General features: G+C 35.0%; 22 protein-coding genes. 16 read left to right on the top strand and 6 right to left on the bottom strand.

Going from position 1 to position 20,177, the window contains the following annotated elements; all coding sequences use genetic code 11:
- Positions 1–31: 31 nt before the first annotated feature.
- The 10 genes from hemC (at position 32) to ABI657_RS07700 (ending at position 7,709) form a co-directional block, all read left to right on the top strand.
- Positions 32–955, top strand: coding sequence for a hydroxymethylbilane synthase (hemC, locus tag ABI657_RS07745; protein WP_348096670.1), 924 nt, complete (start codon positions 32–34; stop codon positions 953–955).
- Positions 955–1,620, top strand: coding sequence for a uroporphyrinogen-III synthase (locus ABI657_RS07740; protein ID WP_348096669.1), 666 nt, complete (start codon positions 955–957; stop codon positions 1,618–1,620). The genes hemC and ABI657_RS07740 overlap by 1 nt, the downstream gene beginning before the upstream one ends.
- A gap of 49 nt (positions 1,621–1,669) precedes the next feature.
- Positions 1,670–2,695, top strand: coding sequence for a uroporphyrinogen decarboxylase (gene hemE / locus ABI657_RS07735; RefSeq protein ID WP_348096668.1), 1,026 nt, complete (start codon positions 1,670–1,672; stop codon positions 2,693–2,695).
- Between the two features lie 91 nt (positions 2,696–2,786).
- Positions 2,787–3,485, top strand: a complete 699-nt coding sequence (locus tag ABI657_RS07730; RefSeq protein WP_348096667.1) for a hypothetical protein — start codon at positions 2,787–2,789, stop codon at positions 3,483–3,485.
- A gap of 3 nt (positions 3,486–3,488) precedes the next feature.
- Entirely contained in the window at positions 3,489–3,866 is a 378-nt protein-coding gene (locus tag ABI657_RS07725) for a hypothetical protein (RefSeq protein ID WP_348096666.1), read from the top strand.
- 3 nt (positions 3,867–3,869) lie between these two features.
- Entirely contained in the window at positions 3,870–4,421 is a 552-nt protein-coding gene (locus tag ABI657_RS07720) for a GNAT family protein (protein WP_348096665.1), read from the top strand.
- Positions 4,411–5,313, top strand: a complete 903-nt coding sequence (gene hemF, locus ABI657_RS07715) for an oxygen-dependent coproporphyrinogen oxidase (RefSeq protein WP_348096664.1) — start codon at positions 4,411–4,413, stop codon at positions 5,311–5,313. Before ABI657_RS07720 ends, hemF begins: the two co-directional genes overlap by 11 nt.
- A gap of 83 nt (positions 5,314–5,396) precedes the next feature.
- Positions 5,397–6,335, top strand: coding sequence for a DUF4421 family protein (locus tag ABI657_RS07710; RefSeq protein WP_348096663.1), 939 nt, complete (start codon positions 5,397–5,399; stop codon positions 6,333–6,335).
- 87 nt (positions 6,336–6,422) lie between these two features.
- Complete coding sequence (locus tag ABI657_RS07705; RefSeq protein WP_348096702.1) at positions 6,423–7,310, top strand: fructose bisphosphate aldolase; 888 nt, start codon at positions 6,423–6,425, stop codon at positions 7,308–7,310.
- A 45-nt stretch (positions 7,311–7,355) separates the two neighbouring features.
- Complete coding sequence (locus ABI657_RS07700) at positions 7,356–7,709, top strand: hypothetical protein (RefSeq protein WP_348096662.1); 354 nt, start codon at positions 7,356–7,358, stop codon at positions 7,707–7,709.
- 61 nt (positions 7,710–7,770) lie between these two features.
- Here the strand turns inward: ABI657_RS07700 and ABI657_RS07695 are convergent, their stop codons facing one another.
- Together ABI657_RS07695 and ABI657_RS07690 are read right to left on the bottom strand one after the other, a co-directional pair.
- Positions 7,771–9,573, bottom strand: a complete 1,803-nt coding sequence (locus tag ABI657_RS07695) for a hypothetical protein (protein WP_348096661.1) — start codon at positions 9,571–9,573, stop codon at positions 7,771–7,773.
- Between the two features lie 41 nt (positions 9,574–9,614).
- On the bottom strand, positions 9,615–10,247 hold the full coding sequence (locus ABI657_RS07690) for a hypothetical protein (RefSeq protein WP_348096660.1): 633 nt from the start codon (positions 10,245–10,247) through the stop codon (positions 9,615–9,617).
- 226 nt (positions 10,248–10,473) lie between these two features.
- On the opposite strand from ABI657_RS07690, the gene hemB reads away from it, so the two are divergent.
- Both hemB and ABI657_RS07680 read left to right on the top strand, forming a co-directional pair.
- Entirely contained in the window at positions 10,474–11,466 is a 993-nt protein-coding gene (hemB, locus tag ABI657_RS07685) for a porphobilinogen synthase (RefSeq protein WP_348096659.1), read from the top strand.
- 8 nt (positions 11,467–11,474) lie between these two features.
- Positions 11,475–11,873, top strand: coding sequence for a c-type cytochrome (locus ABI657_RS07680; protein ID WP_348096658.1), 399 nt, complete (start codon positions 11,475–11,477; stop codon positions 11,871–11,873).
- Positions 11,874–11,938: 65 nt separating this feature from the next.
- Here the strand turns inward: ABI657_RS07680 and ABI657_RS07675 are convergent, their stop codons facing one another.
- A complete protein-coding gene (locus tag ABI657_RS07675; RefSeq protein WP_348096657.1) occupies positions 11,939–13,999 on the bottom strand; it encodes a M13 family metallopeptidase in 2,061 nt (686 codons plus the stop codon).
- Between the two features lie 205 nt (positions 14,000–14,204).
- Here ABI657_RS07675 and ABI657_RS07670 point away from each other — a divergent pair, with 205 nt between their 5' ends.
- The 4 genes from ABI657_RS07670 (at position 14,205) to ABI657_RS07655 (ending at position 17,442) form a co-directional block, all read left to right on the top strand.
- Complete coding sequence (locus tag ABI657_RS07670; protein WP_348096656.1) at positions 14,205–14,870, top strand: SCO family protein; 666 nt, start codon at positions 14,205–14,207, stop codon at positions 14,868–14,870.
- Between the two features lie 103 nt (positions 14,871–14,973).
- Positions 14,974–15,213, top strand: coding sequence for a FeoA family protein (locus ABI657_RS07665; protein ID WP_310282635.1), 240 nt, complete (start codon positions 14,974–14,976; stop codon positions 15,211–15,213).
- Complete coding sequence (gene feoB, locus ABI657_RS07660; RefSeq protein WP_348096655.1) at positions 15,213–17,312, top strand: ferrous iron transport protein B; 2,100 nt, start codon at positions 15,213–15,215, stop codon at positions 17,310–17,312. The genes ABI657_RS07665 and feoB overlap by 1 nt, the downstream gene beginning before the upstream one ends.
- Before the next feature lie 7 nt (positions 17,313–17,319).
- Positions 17,320–17,442: a FeoB-associated Cys-rich membrane protein gene (locus ABI657_RS07655; RefSeq protein ID WP_348096654.1), complete on the top strand. Its 123-nt coding sequence runs from the start codon at positions 17,320–17,322 to the stop codon at positions 17,440–17,442.
- Positions 17,443–17,557: 115 nt separating this feature from the next.
- Here the strand turns inward: ABI657_RS07655 and ABI657_RS07650 are convergent, their stop codons facing one another.
- From ABI657_RS07650 to ABI657_RS07640, 3 genes are all read right to left on the bottom strand, one after another.
- Positions 17,558–18,211: an HD domain-containing protein gene (locus tag ABI657_RS07650; protein ID WP_348096653.1), complete on the bottom strand. Its 654-nt coding sequence runs from the start codon at positions 18,209–18,211 to the stop codon at positions 17,558–17,560.
- A gap of 136 nt (positions 18,212–18,347) precedes the next feature.
- Entirely contained in the window at positions 18,348–19,340 is a 993-nt protein-coding gene (locus tag ABI657_RS07645; RefSeq protein WP_348096652.1) for an acyl-ACP desaturase, read from the bottom strand.
- Between the two features lie 52 nt (positions 19,341–19,392).
- Positions 19,393–20,139, bottom strand: coding sequence for a lysophospholipid acyltransferase family protein (locus ABI657_RS07640; protein ID WP_348096651.1), 747 nt, complete (start codon positions 20,137–20,139; stop codon positions 19,393–19,395).
- Positions 20,140–20,177 lie beyond the last annotated feature (38 nt).

Below are 20,177 nucleotides of genomic sequence, written 5' to 3'. Positions count from 1 at the left end.
ATGTTCCTTATTTCCAGGATCCAAAAAAAGTATGGCTCAAAAAGTTATTAGAATAGGAACCCGCGACAGCGAATTAGCACTTTGGCAGGCTCATACAGTCGAAAAAAAGTTAAACGATTTAGGACATCAAACGGAAATTATTGCCGTAAAATCGCAAGGGGATATCATTCTTGACAAACCGTTATACGAACTGGGAATCACCGGAATTTTTACTAAAACACTTGACATTGCCATGATTAATGGAGATGTTGATATTGCTGTTCATTCTATGAAAGATGTTCCAACGGCTTTACCAAAAGGAATTGTCCAGGCAGCAGTTCTTGAAAGAGCCAATGTTCTGGATATTTTGGTTCAAAAAGGAAATCCTGATTTTACCAATCCGAGTACAATTGCAACCGGAAGTTTGCGTCGTCAGGCGATGTGGCTCAATAAATATCCAAATAACACAGTTGTTGATTTACGTGGAAACGTAAACACACGCATGCAAAAACTACAAGACAATAATTGGGATGGAGCCGTTTTTGCCGCCGCAGGATTGGAGCGCATCAACCTAAAACCTGAAAACTACATCAATTTAGATTGGATGATTCCCGCACCTGCACAAGGAGCAATGCTTGTTGTGGCGATGGAAAATGACAATTACACTCTGGATGCCTTATCTGAATTAAACCATATCGAAACTGAAATCTGTACGTATATCGAACGTCAGTTTTTAAGAACTCTTGAAGGCGGTTGTACTGCCCCAATTGGATCATTGGTTACTTATAATGAGGACGAGGATACGTTGCATTTTCAAGGTGTTTTACTTTCTATTGACGGAAAACAAAAACTGGAAATCAACAAAACGGTTCCTATTGAAGAATGGAAAAAATTAGGCTTTCACGCTGCACAGGAAATTCTGAACGATGGCGGAAGCGAATTGATGCAATCCATCAAAGAAACTTTAAAAAAATAATGGCAAAATCAATTCAAATACTATCCACAAAAATACTTTCAAAAACTCAAAAGCAGGCACTTATAAATGCCAATATTGAAGTTATTGAAGCTGATTTTATTCAGACCCTAAATAAACCTTTTGAATTAAAAGACCTCAACGAAAATCTAATTTTTACCAGTCAAAATGCGGTTCACAGCATTTTATCAAATCCAAAATCAGAAGAACTAAAAAATAAAAATGTTTTCTGCGTTGGACTAAAAACAAAAATCCTTTTGTCTGAAAATGGATTCAATGTGGTGGCTTATACCGGTTATGCATCAGATTTAGCTGAAATTATTACTTTGATTTATCGTACCGAAAGCTTTACCTTTTTCAGTGGTAATCTGCGTAGGGAAACATTACCAAACGCATTAAAAGAAGCTCACATTAAATTGAATGAAATTCAGGTTTATGATACGTCATTGACACCTCAAAAGATAAAAACTGCTGTTGACGCAATTTTATTTTTCAGTCCGTCAGGTGTTGAGAGTTACCTAAATGACAATACAATCAAAAAAGAAACGTGCTTTTGCATTGGAGAAACCACAGCAGAAGCTTTACATAAAATCACTAAAAACATCATAATTGCTGATCAGCCTACAATTGAGGATGTAATCGAAGATGCTATAAACGAATATAAATAAAAACTTTGCAACTCTGTCGCTTTGTGACTTTGCACCTAAAATAAAAAACATGTTAAAAAACGACCTATTTTTAAAAGCATTAAAAGGAGAAACTGTTCAACGCCCGCCAGTATGGATGATGCGTCAGGCCGGAAGATATTTACCGGAATTCATCGCTTTGCGTGATAAATACGATTTCTTCACCCGTTGCCAGACTCCGGAATTGGCTGCTGAAATTACCGTTCAGCCTATTCGAAGAATCGCACCGGATGCGGCTATTTTATTCTCGGATATTTTAGTTGTACCGCAGGCAATGGGAATTGAAGTGTTGATGAAAGAAAATTTCGGTCCGTTTTTACCCAATCCGATTCGTTCTTTGGAAGACGTTCACAGAGTGTATGTTCCAGATGTAAATGAGGCACTAGGCTACGTATTTGATGCTATTAAACTGACTAAAGAAATGCTGAATGACGAAGTACCATTAATAGGTTTCGCCGGTTCACCATGGACAATTTTCTGTTATGCTGTTGAAGGAAAAGGTTCTAAAAGTTTTGATACCGCAAAAGGATTCTGTTTTTCTAATCCGGCTGCAGCGCACACTTTACTACAAAAAATTACAGATACCACGATTTTATACTTAAAAGAAAAAGTAAAAGCAGGTGTTGATGCCGTTCAGATTTTTGATTCCTGGGGAGGAATGCTTTCTCCGGTTGATTATCAGGAATTCTCCTGGAAATACATTAACCAGATCGTAGAGGCTTTGGCTGATCACGCACCGGTTATTGTTTTCGGAAAAGGATGCTGGTTTGCATTAGGCGAAATGGGTAAAAGCAGAGCTTCTGCTCTAGGTGTAGACTGGACTTGTTCTGCCAGAAATGCTCGTTATTTATCTGGCGGAAACATTACGCTTCAGGGAAACTTTGATCCGTCAAGATTGCTTTCTCCAATTCCAACTATCAAAAAAATGGTTCACGAAATGATCGACGAATTCGGAAAAGACAAATATATCGTAAATTTAGGTCACGGAATTTTACCCAATATTCCCGTAGATCACGCAAAAGCGTTTATTGATGCGGTGAAGGAATACGGGAACTAAATATGGTATTCAGTTTTCAGTCGCAGTTTTCAATTTCATTTCAAGTCTGAACACTGCGACTGCATCTGAAAGCTTTAAAACCATGCTCTAAATGTTTGCAAACCTAAACTTGACCAAAAACTCGCCATTTTCTTTTGTAGAATATGGATTTCAGGCGTATTATGCGACTGTATTTTTGATGGTTTGGATGCATCCGGAACAACATCCTGTAAGTATGATAAATGATTTAGCTATTTTAATGGCTTTTGAATTTATCATGGTTCACTCGGGAGTTTTTATGGCAGTTATGCCTAAAAAACTATCGCTTTTTGTATTTTTTCCTATGTATGGATTGTTTGCATATGGTTTCAACCATTCTGTAATTAATACAAATATTTTTTATATTTATTTGCTGACGGTTTTAAACCGAATGAGATTTGCTTTTTCGGATGTTAGTCCGGAAGTTCGGGCAGTGCAAATAGGAAAGTCTGCTGCAAAAGCAATGTTGTATTTCTTTCTAATTTTTGCCGTATGTTTCGGAAATGAGATAATTCCGAAATTAGGATTAACAGAAGAGTTTTTAGAAAAATCCAAATATTTTGATACTGTAAAAGCAAGCGGATTATTTATAGATAAACCGTATGTCCCAATATGTATGGGATTTATATATTATTCGTTGCCGGTTTTATATTTTATTTACCGAATTATTAAAAAGATTGGTAATAGAAATAATGATCCTTTTCAAGAAAAGAATTTAATCTTTAGCGGAACAACATATAGTCAGAAATTTAACTCTGATAAAAAACAATAAATCATGCTCAACAAAGGTCTGAGAGATGAAGAAAGTATCAGAATAGAGAATACTCTAAGAACTTTACATGCACTTATTTTTGTTCCTAAATTTTGGAATGCCGAAGATACGAGTCTTATAGACGAGCAGCTTAAAAGTTTTGGCTTAAGCTTAGAAAGAACAATTGAAATACCGGAAGAAGAATTAATCATTCTGTTACAACAATGTCACTTAGATTGGAATCAGCAGGAACAATTTGCTGATATCTTAGTTGGATTATCCCAGCAAAAAAAAATTGATTTTTTAGGTAAAGCACTTGCCATTTACCACTATATTCAGCAAGAAAGCAAAGTTTTTTCGTTTGGAATAAATACCAAGATTGCTTCAGTTAAAAACAAATAGAACATGAGTTTTACAGATTGGAAAACAGACCGAATTGACAATATTCTTCCCGAAGAGTTTTATAACCTCATCGATAAGAATAGAAATCATATTGGAAAAACGTTTCCAGTGACTTTGGCCAATTCTGATTCTTTAAAAAAAGCAGAAGATTTTCTTGCAATCAGCCTTGACAAAGAAAAAAATAATGAAGGTTTTTATTTTTACGCAAGAGATATAGAAACCAATGCCTTAATTGGCTATTTATGTGTAAAAACGATTGATTACCGCATTTCTAAATGTGAATTGGGATATTTTATTGATGAAGATTATCAGGGAAAAGGAATTACATCAAAAATGGTTTCTGCGGCACTTGACTTTTGTTTCAATGAATTGATTCTGAACAAGGTCTTTATCTGCACATCTGAAATTAATATAGCAAGCCAGCGAATTGCATTAAAACACAACTTCAGACAAGAAGGAATTTTACGGGACGAATTTAGAAATGGAGACGGCACATTAGAAAATACTGTATATTTCGGATTACTTAAATCAGAATACAATAAACATGAAAGATAAATTCTACGCCTACATACAAAATTTACAAGACCAGATTTGCGCTGGATTAGAAGTTGTTGACGGAACAACAAGATTCCGTGAGGATCTTTGGCAACGCCCGGAAGGCGGTGGTGGAAGAACACGCGTTATTGAAAACGGTTCTGTTTTCGAAAAAGGAGGTGTCAACATTTCAGCCGTTCACGGCACATTACCTGAAGCTATGCAAAAAATGTTTAGCGTTGGCGAAGCTGATTTTTTTGCCTGTGGATTAAGTTTGGTTTTACATCCTAAAAATCCAATGGTTCCCACTGTTCATGCCAATTGGCGTTATTTTGAAATGTATGATGAGGCTGGAAAAGTAATCGAACAATGGTTTGGCGGCGGGCAGGATTTGACGCCTTATTATTTGTTTGAAGAAGATGCCAGACACTTTCACCAAACCTGTAAAACTGCCTGTAACAAACACAATGCTGAGTTTTATCCAAAATATAAAAAGCAATGTGACGCTTATTTTTGGAATGCACACCGAAATGAAGCCCGCGGAATTGGCGGTTTGTTCTTTGATTATTGCAAAGCAAATGAAGGAATGTCAATGGAAAATTGGTTTAATTTTGTATCTGAAGTTGGGAACAGTTTCCTTGAAGCTTATGTACCGATTGTGGAAAGAAGAAAAAACTTGGAATATACTCCGGAAAACAGAAACTGGCAGGAAATCCGTCGTGGCCGTTATGTAGAGTTTAATTTAGTTCATGACAAAGGCACTTTATTTGGTTTAAAAACCAACGGAAGGATTGAAAGTATTTTAATGAGCCTTCCTCCGCACGTGCAATGGGTTTACGATCATCATGCAGAAGCGGGAAGTGATGAAGAGAAATTAGTAAATGTATTGGAGAATCCAATCGACTGGCTTTAACCCTTAAATACAAGTCAAATTATTCTAGATTCATAGGTTTAGATTCGTTAAATTAGCTATAAGATTTATAACATAATGGAACGATGAATCTAAAACTAATTTATTTATTGTTTTTGGGTGGTATTTTTGGCTGTTATGCCCAGAATAATTCTTTGCAAAATCCCTATTTTAAATCGTACAACGAAAAAATCACCTTCAGTGCTTATTATTTAGACACTTCCAATAGTTTTCAGATTGCTTCAGATGTTCAGGATCCAAAAATATATGTAAATCTTATTCCGAATCGAAGAGAACAGATTGGTTTTAATCTGAATTATAAAATCATTGATGTTGCTTTTGGTTTTGCCCCCAAATTCCTTAGCGGCAACAAAGGCGATTCCCGTTCCAGGAATTTTAATTTCAATACCCGTTTTTATTATAAAAAATGGATGCAGTCCTTTACTTTCATTAATCAAAAAGGATTTTACATCAGTGACGACAATGTAACTGCACAACTGCCTGATATGCGGACTACGAAAATTGGCGGATCTACATCCTACATTCTAAATGATAAATTCTCTTTTAAAACATTGGTTAATCAAAACGAATGGCAGATCAGGAGTTCAGGAAGTTTTATTCCGACTTTTTCATTTTACTACACCAACTTAGACTTAAATACTCCCGACTCCTCTCCTGGAGACATATATGTCTTTACTTTAGCTCCTTCCTATTTCTATAATTTTGTAATTAGTGATCGGGTTTTAATTGGTGCCGGAATCGCTGTTGGTGCCGGAATTAATAGTATGGACGGAGATACCTCAGCTTTATATCAGGCCGACTTTAATTTAAAACTGGCTTACAATAAAGATCGTTTTTTTGCTTTTACAAGTCTTAATGCGGTAAGTTTTGCTCAGGACGAAAATGTTGATCCACGACTCGACGATAACATTGTTACTTTAAAATTTTCTATTGGCTATCGATTTGATCCTCCAAAAAAAGTAAAAGAAGTGTATGATAAGGTCAATGACAAAATCGGACTTTAAGAAATCTACTCCTCACAACCAATAAGTTGGCGAAAATGCTTAAATTAACAAGGATTATGCAAACTAAATTTCATTATTATGGGACATATAAATAAAGAACAATTAAATCGAATGCAAACCGGAAAAGGTTTTATCGCTGCGTTAGACCAAAGTGGCGGAAGTACACCAAAAGCATTATCGCTATATGGCGTTCAGGAGAGCAGTTTCAGCAATGACGAAGAAATGTACATACTTGTACATGAGATGAGAACCCGGATTATTAAGAGCCCTGTATTTGACAGTAAATATATTCTCGGCGCTATTTTGTTTGAAAACACCATGGACCGCAAAATTGACGGGCAATGGACTGCCGATTATTTATGGAAAAAGAAGAACATAGTTCCGTTTTTAAAAGTCGACAAAGGACTTGCCGATCCTGCAAATGGTGTTCAGCTGATGAAGCCTATTGCTAATTTAGACGAATTGTTGACACGAGCTGTAGAACGAAACGTTTTTGGCACTAAAATGCGTTCCGTAATTAAAGAAGCCAACACCACAGGAATTCGCAAAATAGTAAAACAGCAATTTGAAGTTGGTTTACAAATCTTCGAAAAAGGTCTTATCCCAATTCTTGAACCTGAGGTTGATATCTATAGTGCCGACAAAGAAAAATCAGAAGAAATTCTAAAACAAGAAATCATCAAACAACTAAATGCATTAGATCCAGAGGTTAAAGTTATGTTGAAATTGTCTATTCCCACAATAAACGACTTTTACAAAGAATTAATGGCGGATCCGCATGTTGTGCGTGTTGTGGCATTGTCCGGCGGGTATTCCAGAGAAGAGGCCAATCAGAAACTGGCACAAAACCATGGATTGATCGCCAGTTTCTCCAGAGCATTGTCTGAAGATCTTAGCTTTGACCAGTGTGATGATGATTTTAATGCAACACTTGGTGAAACAATTAAGGAGATTTACGAAGCTTCAATCACATAATAAATTGTTAGCAGAAACTTACGAATTTAAAGCAGAAAAGGAAAAATGATAACTACTGAAGAATTAATTAATATTTTAGAAACTAACTCTATAGAAAATGGCTTAAAATCTGCTGCGAAAAGTTTGTTAGAAGCGATTAGTGATTGGCCAACTGATATAAGCGAGCCAAATGAACTCATTTCAGAATTGAAAAAGCATATTAACGAAAAACTGACATTTAACAATATTGAAAAATTTTTAAAAGCATTAAGAATTGAAAAAGATACATGGAAAACGGAATCGTTAAGTTCTTTATTAAAAATATTTAAACTCGAGGAGAATCTTACTATTAACAGAGATGTTGAATTGGAAGTAATTTTGGAGAGAATAACAAATCTTTATAGAAAAAGCTACTGCTAACAGCAGATATAAAAAATCCCGAAAGTTTAAAACTTCGGGATTTTCATTTTTTAGATTTTATCTATTTACCCAGTTCCTGCACCAAATCCAATGTTTGCAAAATGATGTTTCTATCAGGTTTGGATGAATTTAGCTGTATTTCAAATTTTAATTTATTGTCGATTAATTTTTTAGCGGAATAAAGTGTAATATCACTAAACTGCTCTGACAATCGGTTTAGGGTTTTAATTTCGGATGTTTTGGCTTCATCTGATTTACTGTATGCTGATACCGTTTTGGCAATATTTACTTTTGCAGCGAAATAATTCTTTTTCAGTTCTTTTTTGATTTCTTTGGAGAAAGAATCGTTCTTTGGGAAAAGATAATCGATACTGTTTCCTATAACCACTACATCTTTATCTTTCAATATAAATACATTCCCGTATTTCTGGGTTCCGATAATTTCATAATAGTTTCCTTTTTGAACCAATACTTTTTTCCGAACGCCCAACTGTATTAATTTATCAGCAAAGTTAGGATGCGTAGAGGTAAAAATCATCGAGAAAACCGGAATTGATTTTTTTACTGTTTTCTCTACTTCTTTCTGCTCATAATTTTCATCATATTCAAAAGTTTTCAATGTCACTTCGTTGTCCTTTACATCATATAAAAACAGGCTTAAATCACCGTCAAAAAGCGTTGCTGTAGCTTCTTCGTCGATAATTGTGGCAATTAGGTCGGTTGCTATACTCACATCTTCCTTAAAAAGAACCGTTGTGCTGAAAATTTCATTCATCAGCGTCGGAAAATGTTTCAGCATTTCTTTGGTATTGATATGATACGTCATATATCCCAAAGGTTTTTCAGCCGGAAAATAATTAAAAATATTTTTATTGATTTTGCGTGTATTGATCAAACTTACAATATCAGCAATAGGTTTTGAATATTCAATGGTTTCTTCGACACGGGCATTATCATTATCAAAGAAAAAATCGAGATTGATGCCTTTAACAAATTCAGCCATTTTTTTCTGTGCCGGGAAAAACTTATCATAACTCATAAGTTGTGTCAATGCCATATAAGCTGTATTAAAACTTGACATTGCAGATCCGTAATTTATCCAGGAAGAAACATCGGCAGTATTATTTATTTTACCTGATGAAGGGGCAGTAAAACCGTTTTCAAAAAGCATTTTGATGAATTTATTCTGTTGGATATTTTGGATGCTGTCAAATGTTGCTCTTTCATAGTCATAGTTGGCATCATAAGTATCCGTATAAGTAGTATCTACAACCGGTTCCTCAATTGTTAAATCATAGGTTTCATCAGTTTTTTCCTCATTGGCAGCTTCAACTGTTGCATCCATTGAGATTGATTCAGGGTCACCTGCCATCGCAGTAGTATCCTGTGCCATTACCGGAGCATAATTAAAACTTTTAGTTAATCCAAAAATGACCAAATAACTGTCATTCCATCCAGCCGTCATCTTTTTATCTCCTGAATTAAATAGAGAAAAGGATCCAAAATCTTCAATAGTGAATTTTTTAACGGAATCATTTTTCCTGTTATTCATCTTAACTAAAAATGCCTTAACATCCTCTTTGCTTTTTATCGGAATAGTAACCTGATAATACGGGATACTATCTGAGAAATTTCCATGAACACTCACTTTCTGATCCAATTTAAAAAGATTGGCAAATTCCTGAACATCCATATTTTCCTTGTATTTTTTCAAAACAGCATGATTAAGGACATCAGCAAAATTGATTTTTTTAGAAAGCTGACTGCCGTTATACTGAACAAAATAATCGTATTGGTTAGAAAGGGTCTGATTGTAGGCCAGACTGCAGGTCAAAAGAATTAAAAAAGTAAAAAAATGTTTCATGTAATATTTGTTTATTATTTTTTGATATTAAATACTTATAATCAATTAGTCAATTGAATATCATTATTCATAAGCGACGATTTTTTAAGTACGCTGTACATACTTTGCTTCAGGAAAACCGTCTTTTTGTTTTTTGATATTTTACAATTCGGATTGGTTGTCACAGCTATATCCCGGTCAAAAGTGTAAATAGCAATTATACTGGCTTTTTCCAGATCTTCTTTTTTCTTTTCATCTTTCAGCAGATTTTCAGGTATTGGATAGGATGCCACTCTTTCAAAACTCTTGGAATCACTAGTGAAATGTACTTGGTTTTTCTGCTTGTTTAAAATATTGACAACTTCATTAAGTACTTTTAGATTTTTATAATCCAGTTTAATAATGAAGATATATTTGTCGAAATCTGTTTTGGCAGCAACATTCGAGATGCCTTCAATTTTAGAAACTTTTGTTTTAAAGTCGTTTAGTTTCTGGGTAATTTCCTGCTCGTTCGGAATTTTCACACCATCCACTTCTTCCAGCCAGATAGCGGATTTAGTTTTAAGCCATGACTTCGAAAAATCAACCATTAGTGTATACTCTCCGCTTTGATCGTCGTGGTGTTTGATTCTTTCTGTTATCTCAAAACAACTTGTTAAAAGCAAACAGCAGCATAAGGCAAATAATTTCTTCATCAGGCAAATTTAAATTTTAAATTCTGAAAAATCATTCCATAAGAAGATTCTTAATAGAAAATTGAAAAAGCGTTACGAATTTAGATAATATTAACGAATTCTAACCCTTTGAAAACTCTTTATTTAGTCGATTTTTCTTTAACTTTGCGGCACTTATTTAATTCAATTAAAATGAATACAGGTTCTTGACCACTACTATTTATTTTTAAAATTATAAAAACCAACTATGTTCCCACTACAAAGAAACCGCCGTTTACGAACCAATGAATCAATTCGTTCCTTAGTTCGTGAAACTACTTTAAGTCCAAATGATTTTATGCTTCCTATGTTTGTGGCGGAAGGAAAAGATGTCAAAGTCGCCATTCCGTCCATGCCCGGAATTTATCGCCATTCATTGGATAATACGATAAAAGAAGTAAAGGAAGCCTGGGCTTTAGGAATCAAAGCGGTTAATATTTATGTGAAAGTAAGTGATAACCTGAAGGACAATAAAGGTATTGAAGCCTGGAACAAAGACGGATTGATGCAGCAAACCATCCGTGCCATCAAAGACGCTGTTCCGGAAATGATTGTAATGCCGGATGTTGCTTTAGACCCGTACTCCATTTATGGTCATGACGGAATTATAGAAAACGGTCAATTGATCAATGATGCTACTGTTGATGCCTTAACCCGAATGAGCCTTAGTCACGCACAAGCTGGAGCTGATTTTGTTGCACCAAGCGACATGATGGACGGACGCGTTTTGGCTATTAGAAAAGCATTGGAAGAAAACGGATATCATAATGTGGGCATCATGAGTTACAGTGCCAAATATGCTTCTGCATTTTATGGACCTTTTCGTGATGCTCTGGATTCTGCTCCTGTAGATTCTCAAAATATCCCAAAAGACAAAAAAACCTACCAAATGGATTACGCCAACCGAATTGAAGGAATTCGCGAAGCATTATTGGATGTTGAAGAAGGTGCAGATATTGTAATGGTAAAACCCGGAATGGCCTATTTGGATATTGTCCGTGAGGTAAAAAATGCCGTTCATGTACCAGTGGCAGTCTATCAGGTATCTGGTGAGTACGCTATGGTAAAGGCCGCAGCACAAAAAGGATGGCTGGATCATGATAAAATAATGATAGAGCAACTTTATTGCATTAAGCGTGCTGGAGCCAGTATTATCTCTACTTATTTTGCAAAAGAAGCTGCCGTAATTTTAAATAAATAATATCCATAATGAAAAAAATAATACTTGCTTTTGCTGTTCTTGCTTTTGTTTCCTGTAAAAAAGAAGAGAAAACAACCATCGACAATTCTCAAATTTCAACAGAAGAATCTGCTACCTCTGCAGTCCAAACTCCCGAGGAATTAGGAAAATCAATTTTTGAAGGAAAGGGAAATTGCATTTCCTGCCATCAGCCTGATCAAAAAGTTATTGGACCAAGTATTCAGGAAATTGCAAAAATCTACAAAGATAAAAATGCAGATATAGTTACTTTTTTAAAAGGAAATGGTGAACCAATTGTAGATCCGAGTCAGTTTGCCGTAATGAAAACAAATTTTCCGGTAACACAAGCCATGTCTGATGAAGAGTTAAAAGCTGTTGAAACTTATATTTACAGTCATTTAAAATAAACTATTATCATATCATATGAATAAAAAAACGGCGCTAAATTAGCGCCGTTTTTTGTATTTATGAATTACCAGATTTTAACTCTCTTTTCTGGTTCAACATACATTTTATCCCCTTTTTTAATAGTAAAGGCATCATAAAATACATCTACGTTCTGAATTGGCACGTAAGCTCTGTATTCACCCGGTGAATGCGGATCTGTTTTTACCTGACTTTTAATAGCCTCATCTCTTGATTTTGTTCTCCAAACCGTTGCCCAGGAAATAAAGAAACGCTGTTCAGGTGTAAATCCATCAATTAATCCTGGATGTGGATTAGATTTCAAATACAATTGCAAACCATCATAGGCAGCATTGATTCCGCCTAAATCACCAATATTTTCTCCCAAGGTAAATTTACCATCAACGTGAATTCCAGGTAATGGTTCCAAAGCACTATATTGTGCTGCAAGATCACCTCCAAGAGCAGTAAATTGTTTTAAGTCATCAGCTGTCCACCAATCTACAAGATTTCCATCAGCATTGTAACGCGCCCCTGAATCATCAAAACCATGTGAGATTTCGTGACCGATAACCGCTCCGATTCCACCATAATTAACCGCTTCATCAGCTTGGTAATTATAGAAAGGCGGCTGTAAAATAGCTGCCGGGAAAACAATTTCATTATACGATGGATTGAAATAGGCATTTACAGTTTGCGGTGACATTCCCCATTCTGTTTTATCAACAGGTTTTCCCAGATCCGCAAGATTTTTTTTATAAGACCATTTTGATATGTTTTTCATATTATCAAAATAAGTTCCGCCTTCCCCAACATTCTTAAGTTCTAAGGCAGAATAGTCTTTCCATTTATCAGGATATCCAATTTTGATCGTTAGTTTATTTAATTTCTCAATCGCTTTGGTTTTTGTCTCAGCAGACATCCATGGCAATGCATTGATTCTGTTTTGATACGCCAGCATTACATTAGCAATCATGTTCTTCGCTTTTTCCTTTGCTTCAGCAGGAAATAATTTCTCTACATACAATTTTCCTAAAGCCTCTCCGGTAGCACCGTTGATTACCTGTAAAGCCATCTCTTCACGCGGACGCTGCTTTAAAGCACCAGTTAATGTCTTTCCGTAGAAATCAAAATTTGCGCTTTCGATATCCGTACTCAAAGTCGAAGATGCTCTGTTTAAAGCAGACCATTTTAAGTATTCTTTCCATGCTTCTACTTTCTTTGCTGCAAAGGTTTTTTCAAGTGCTTCCATATAACGTGGCTGCGCTACATTTACAGTATCTAATTTTGTGATTCCGATACCTTCAAAATAGTTGTCCCATTGAATTGAAGGTGTAGTCTTTTTTAAATCAGCAACAGCTGTTGGATTGTATTGTTTTCTGCGGTCTCTTCTTTCAACACGATCTAGTCTTGGTGCTGACATTTCAATTTCTAATGCTAAAATTTGTTTGGCACTTTCTTTTGCTTTTGCAGGAGATTCTCCAATAAACTGCAGCATTCTGGCAACATGAACTTCGTATTTCTCCCGTTTTTCCTTAGAATCCTTGTCATCTGCGTTATAATAATCCTTATCAGATAATCCTAAACTTCCCGGACTTAAACTAACAGAATTTTTATTACTGTTTTTAGCATCAGCTCCAACATATACTCCAAAGAAACCAGCACCTCCCTGAGGCTGCATTTCGATAAGGAATTTTTGTAAATCGGATACATTTTTAATAGCATCGATTTTCTTTAAATAAGGCTTAAGCGGAGCAATACCTCTTTTATTTCTTCCAATAGTGTCTAAAATAGTATTAAATAAAGCGATTGCTTTTCCCTGATCTGTATTTGATTTGTACTTTGGATCTTTAGAAGCTTCTTTTAAAATAGCCAAAGCATCATTGTCTGTTTTTTGACGTAATTCGTTAAAACTTCCCCAGGAATTTCGATCACCTGGGATTTCAGTTTTGTCCAGCCAGGTTCCATTTACATAACGGAAGAAATCTTCGTTAGGACTAATCTCTTTTTTCATATAAGAAATATTAATTCCAGGTTCCTTTGGCGGAGTGTTTTGAGCTTGGACTGCAGCAAAAGTTAGCATTGCAGAAAAAGCATAAAAAGTAGGTTTAGTAAGCACTTTTTTCATTTTTATTTAAGTTTATAGAATATATACAAACTTATTGTTATTATTTTGAATGTTATGTTAAATTTTGGGGTTTAAATTGAGCTGAAGCTGATTTTTTTAACTTTAAAATACTAAGGGATATAAGTTTATAATATATTTGATTAAAAACAGGAAGATTTCAAGTTTAAAAAAGTGGTTTTCGTATTTTTGCATTCAAAATATTTTTATGAAAGCGCTTCTTTATAAATACCGAAAGTTTTTTATCGTTTTAATTGTGTTTTCTGCTATAACTATATCTTTATTTTATTTTGCCTTAAAGCCTCAAAAAATATTGCCAATTTATAATCCCGCAGATGTAAACCCTGAATTGGTTGACAGCACTGTTCAGTTCAAAAGCAAATACCATACAATTGCTGATTTCTCTTTTATAAATCAAAATGGCGATACAATTACCCAAAAAAATTACGAAGGAAAAATTTATGTAGCTGATTTCTTCTTCACTACTTGTGGGTCAATCTGTCCAAAAATGACCACCAATCTGGGTGATGTGCAAAAAGCCATTTTAAATAATCCAAAGGTGATGTTGCTTTCCCACACCGTTTTCCCTGAGGTGGACAGCATTCCTGTTCTAAAAGCATATGCAATAAAACATGGTGTTGTGGATAGCAAATGGAATTTGGTAACCGGTGATAAAAAAGAGATTTACACTATGGCAAGGAAATCTTATCTTGCTGTAAAACTAGGTCGTCCTGATCAATTGTATGATATGGTGCATACTGAGAATTTTGTTTTGATAGACCAAAAGCGGCGTGTTCGTGGATTTTATGACGGAACTGATAAGGAAGACATCAAACGCCTTTTACAAGATATTGATTTCTTGTGTAATGAATAAAATCCCTCATTTTTAGAAACATTTAGTATATTCAAAATTGATTATTACCTTGAAGTAAGGAATTATTGCCTACTTTTGCAATCTAAACTCAATCTAAATAAGCTTGCGAAATACAATCCACACTCTGAAGAAAGGCGAAAAAGCCATTATCAAAGATTTTGATATCGATCTTATTCCTTTAAAATTATTAGAAATGGGTTGTTTGCCGGGCAATTTAGTTGAATTACTGCAGATTGCACCTTTTGGAGACCCTTTGTATTTAGACATTAATGGCTCCCATGTTGCCATTCGTATTGAAACGGCTCGTGAAATTGAAGTTGAACTTATCAAAACCAATTCATAATGAGCATCCAAAATATCAATGTTGCCCTGATTGGAAATCCAAATACTGGAAAAACCTCTGTTTTTAATCAGCTCACGGGTTTAAATCAGCAAGTTGGGAATTATCCGGGAATTACGGTCGAGAAAAAAATTGGTTTCTGTAAATTACCTCATAATATCAAAGCTAACATTCTTGATTTACCCGGAACCTATAGTCTGAATGCCAGTTCGATAGACGAAAGTGTTGTAATTGAACTTTTGCTGAACAAAAACGACAAATTATATCCGGATGTTGCGGTCGTAGTGACAGATGTAGAAAACCTCAAACGAAATCTGCTGATTTATACTCAAATAAAAGACCTTGAAATTCCGACAATTTTAGTTATCAATATGTCAGATCGAATGGAAAGCAAGGGCATTACTTTAGATATTCCGTATCTGGAGGAAAAATTGAAAACTAAAATTGCTTTAGTCAGTTCCCGGAAAAGTTTGGGAATAGAACAATTAAAAGAGTTAATCGTTTCCTATAAAACTATTCCACACGAGCCTTGCCTTAATGCTTCTGTTATTGATCCTCAGTATTTTGAAAACTTAAAGAAGGCTTTTCCAAATCAATTATTATATAAATTGTGGCTGGTTATTACGCAGGATGTTAATTTTTTGAATTTAGACCGAAATGAAATCCGAAGCACTTTTACCAAATCGCATTCAGAATTAAAACGTTTACAGCAGAAAGAAACCATTAAAAGATATCAGTTTATAAATGATGTACTGAAAGAGGGCTTACAGGTTGATGCTTCAATGGCCAAAGATATCAGAGCTAAAATTGATCGTGTTTTAACACACAAATTTTGGGGCTACTTTATTTTTCTGGGTATTTTGTTTATCATTTTCCAATCGATTTTTAGCTGGTCAACCATTCCAATGGATTTTATCGACAATACTTTTGCTTCTTTAAGCACTTGGACAGCTTCAGAATTGCCGAGTGGTATTTTAACAGATTTACTTTCGCAGGGAATTATTCCTGGAATTGGCGGGATTTTGATTTTCATTCCGCAGATTGCGTTTTTATTTCTGTTTATTTCTATTTTGGAAGAAAGCGGTTATATGAGCCGGGTTGTATTTCTGATGGATAAAATCATGCGAAAGTTTGGTCTTTCAGGAAAAAGTGTCGTGCCTTTAATTTCAGGAACTGCCTGCGCTATTCCTGCAATTATGGCGACCAGAAACATCGAAAACTGGAAGGAGCGTCTGATCACCATTTTGGTAACGCCCTTCACTACTTGTTCTGCAAGACTTCCTGTTTATGCCATTATTATTTCGTTGGTAATTCCGGATAAACGTGTTTTAGGGATTTTAAACTTGCAGGGATTATCCCTGATGCTATTGTATTTGTTGGGATTTGGAACCGCGATTTTATCTGCTTATATTTTAAATAAGATTTTAAAATTGAATACCAAAACCTATTTCGTAATCGAAATGCCGGGTTATAAAATGCCTCTTTTCAAAAATGTTGGAATCAATGTTGTGGAGAAAACCAAAGCTTTTGTTGTTGGTGCAGGTAAAATTATTTTGGCAATATCCGTTATTTTATGGTTTTTGGCTTCCTTCGGACCCGGAAAAGATTTTAATGAAGCTGAAAGTATAGTAAAAGAAAGGTTTGCCAACAAATCTCTAAACAAAATTCAGTTTGAGAATGAAGTAGCTTCTCAAAAATTAGAGAATTCCTACATCGGAATCATGGGTAAAGTTATTGAACCCGCAATCTCTCCTTTAGGTTATGACTGGAAAATTGGTATAGCCATTATTAGTTCGTTTGCCGCACGTGAAGTTTTCGTGGGAACTCTTGCCACTATTTACAGCGTTGGAGACAGTGATAATGAAACAACAATTAAAAGCAAAATGCAGAAGGAAGTCAATCCCGAAACGGGTGAGAAAATTTTTAATTTCGCATCCGGAATTTCGCTTTTGCTGTTTTATGCTTTTGCGATGCAGTGCGCCAGTACACTGGCCATTACAAAAAAAGAAACCAATTCCTGGAAATGGCCCGCAATGCAATTGTTTTTAATGAGTGGCTTAGCTTATTTTGTAGCACTTGTAGCGTATCAACTTTTAAAATAAAACAGACATGATACAAGAAATTATTGCCTTTACAATATTATTTATTGCAGTCGTTTTTTTGGTTAAAAAGTTCTTTTGGAAATCTAAAAAGAAAAAAGATTGCGGTGATGGGAATTGTGGATGTTCTTAAAAAAGGTTCTAAAAATTAATTTGGCAGAGATATAAAAACTAAAAACACAAAGCTTCACGTAAATAAATACCTGAAGCTTTATGTGTATCTAGCGGAATACCTGTGGGATAAGAAACTACTTCACTCCCTCCCACTCCGCATAAAACTGCGATAGAAATGTTTCCATAAATTGATGTCTTTCGGAAGCGATTTGTTTTCCGGTTTTGGTATTCATTTTGTCTTTTAAGAGCAATAGCTTTTCGTAAAAATGATTTATAGTTGGCGCATTATTTGTTTTATATTCTTCTTTGGTCATATTTGTTACAGCTGCTATTTCGGGATTGTATAAACTTCTGTTTTTAAATCCTCCATAATTGAATGCTCTTGCCACTCCTATTGCTCCTATTGCATCTAACCGATCTGCATCCTGCACAATATCCAATTCTATGGAAGAGAACTTCTTTTCGAAATTTCCACCTTTGTAAGAGATGTTTTCAATGATATTGACAACATGTTGAATAATCTTTTCAGAAACATGTTCAGACTCTAAAAACAAACATGCCGTTTTTGGTCCGATGGTTTCATCTCCGTTATAAAATTTACTGTCGGCAATATCATGAAGTAAGGCTCCGAGTTGTACCACAACCAAATCGCAATCGGTATCTTTTGCAATCAAAATCGCATTTTTATAAACGCGCTCAATATGAAACCAGTCATGTCCGCCTTCGGCATCATTAAGTGTTTCTTTTACGAAGGAAATTGTTTTATTGATTAAATCGATACTATTCATGAACCTCATTTTATTAAAAAATGTTGATTATCAAAGTTTTAAAAACCTCAACAATCAACATTTATCTATTGACATTATTAAATGCAACTTAATTGCCTTTGTAAGCACAAATTAAAAAACTGATGAATCAGTGACTTTAAAGTCTCGCTGGTTCCACCCATTTAAAAATATGAGATTCTTGTGGTATCACTATTCTTTCAGAAATCCTTGCCATACGTCCTGGTAGCTTCATCAGATAATCACGTGCTTTTTCAGCTTCGTCTGTCAAATTAGAAATTTTATCAATCTCCCATTTATCGATTAATTTTTGCATGATATCTATATAATCGTTTGCAGTGTAAACTCCTATACGTTGTGCAGAATCTGAGAATTGCTCAAAAGCAGTACTTATCTTCTGACCAGATTCTCTTAAAAAATGAGCAGGCATAACGATTTTTTGTTTCATCATATATTGAAACGCCAGCATCATTTCACTTGGATCAACTGCAAAAATTCGGGTTACAAATTCGCTGTATGCGTGGTGATGACGCATTTCATCACCTGCGATCATCTTGCACATTTTAGAGAGTTTATTATCCCCAAATTTCTTAGCCATTTGCGCTACCCTATTGTGAGAAACATAAGTTGCCAATTCCTGGAAACTAGTGTATACAAAGTTTTTGTAAGGATCAGATCCGGTTCCGATATCAAAACCGTCATTGATCAAATGCTGTGTTGTCATTTCGATTTCACGCATGTTCACACGACCGGACAAATACAAGTATTTATTTAGTAAATCTCCGTGACGGTTTTCCTCCCCTGTCCATTGACGTATCCATTTCGACCATCCATTTCCTCCATTTTCTATCTGATTGATACCTTCTACATCCATCAGCCATGACTCATAAGTTGGCAAAGCTTCTTCAGTAATGGTATCACCAACCAAGGTTACCCAGAAATCGTATGGCAATTCTTTGGCAATTTCACGTAATTCCTTAACCTCCTCAAAGAAGTTTTCTCCTTGTGAATTGGGTAAAAAATCGGTTGGCTGCCAAATTTTTTCCACCGGTATTAAATATTGTTCAACGAAGCTATCTACGTTTTTTTCCAAAAACTGCATCACTTCTAATCTAATGTTTTTTATAGACATTACTTATTTTAGATTTGGGATTTCTGTATAGATTAACTCTAATTACAAAAATCTATTTATTATTATACTCATTTACTCCTTCTACAACCGCCTTTTCCGTCAATGCCATCAATTCGGCAAAATCATGTTCTTTTACAGCCATTGCCTTATGTACAGTAAAGGTAAGGTGATTTCCTAAACCAACAGGGAAAAAACCATATCTTACCATTTTCCATGAATTGTTTATACTCACTGGTACTACAAAAGCTGAAGGCGCATATTTACATAAAATTTTTACCCCATTTTGTGCAAATTCTTTGGGTTTTCCTGTTTTACTTCGTGTTCCTTCAGGAAAAATAACAGCAGCTCTATTATATTTTTCGATATATTCAGACAAGCCTTTAATCGCCGGAATCGCTTGTTTAGGATCTTTACGGTCAATTAATACAGAACCTCCATGTCGTAAATTAAATGACACACTCGGAATTCCGCTACCTAACTCCTTCTTGCTTACAAATTTACAATGAAAACGTCTAAAGTACCAAATCATAGCTATGATATCATACATACTTTGGTGATTAGACACAAAAATTAACGGAACTCCAGTAGGAATTGTCTCTCTGTTTTGTATTTTATAAGTTGTTCCCACCAGATTCGTACATCTTAAAAGGAAAAAATTTAAAAAATCGACGCTTTTTTTATGAGCCTGATAACCAAAAATATTTAGGCAAATCCATTGAATAGGATGAAAAATTGCCAAACAAAATCCGAAGCATAAATAGTAGATTACGGATATTGGATAAGAAATTATCTTTTGCATGCTTAAAAAAATTAAAGGCCAAAAGTAATAAATATATT

The organism is Flavobacterium sp., assembly GCF_039930565.1.
GTDB lineage: Bacteria > Bacteroidota > Bacteroidia > Flavobacteriales > Flavobacteriaceae > Flavobacterium.
This window is presented reverse-complemented; position numbering and strand designations above follow the sequence as displayed.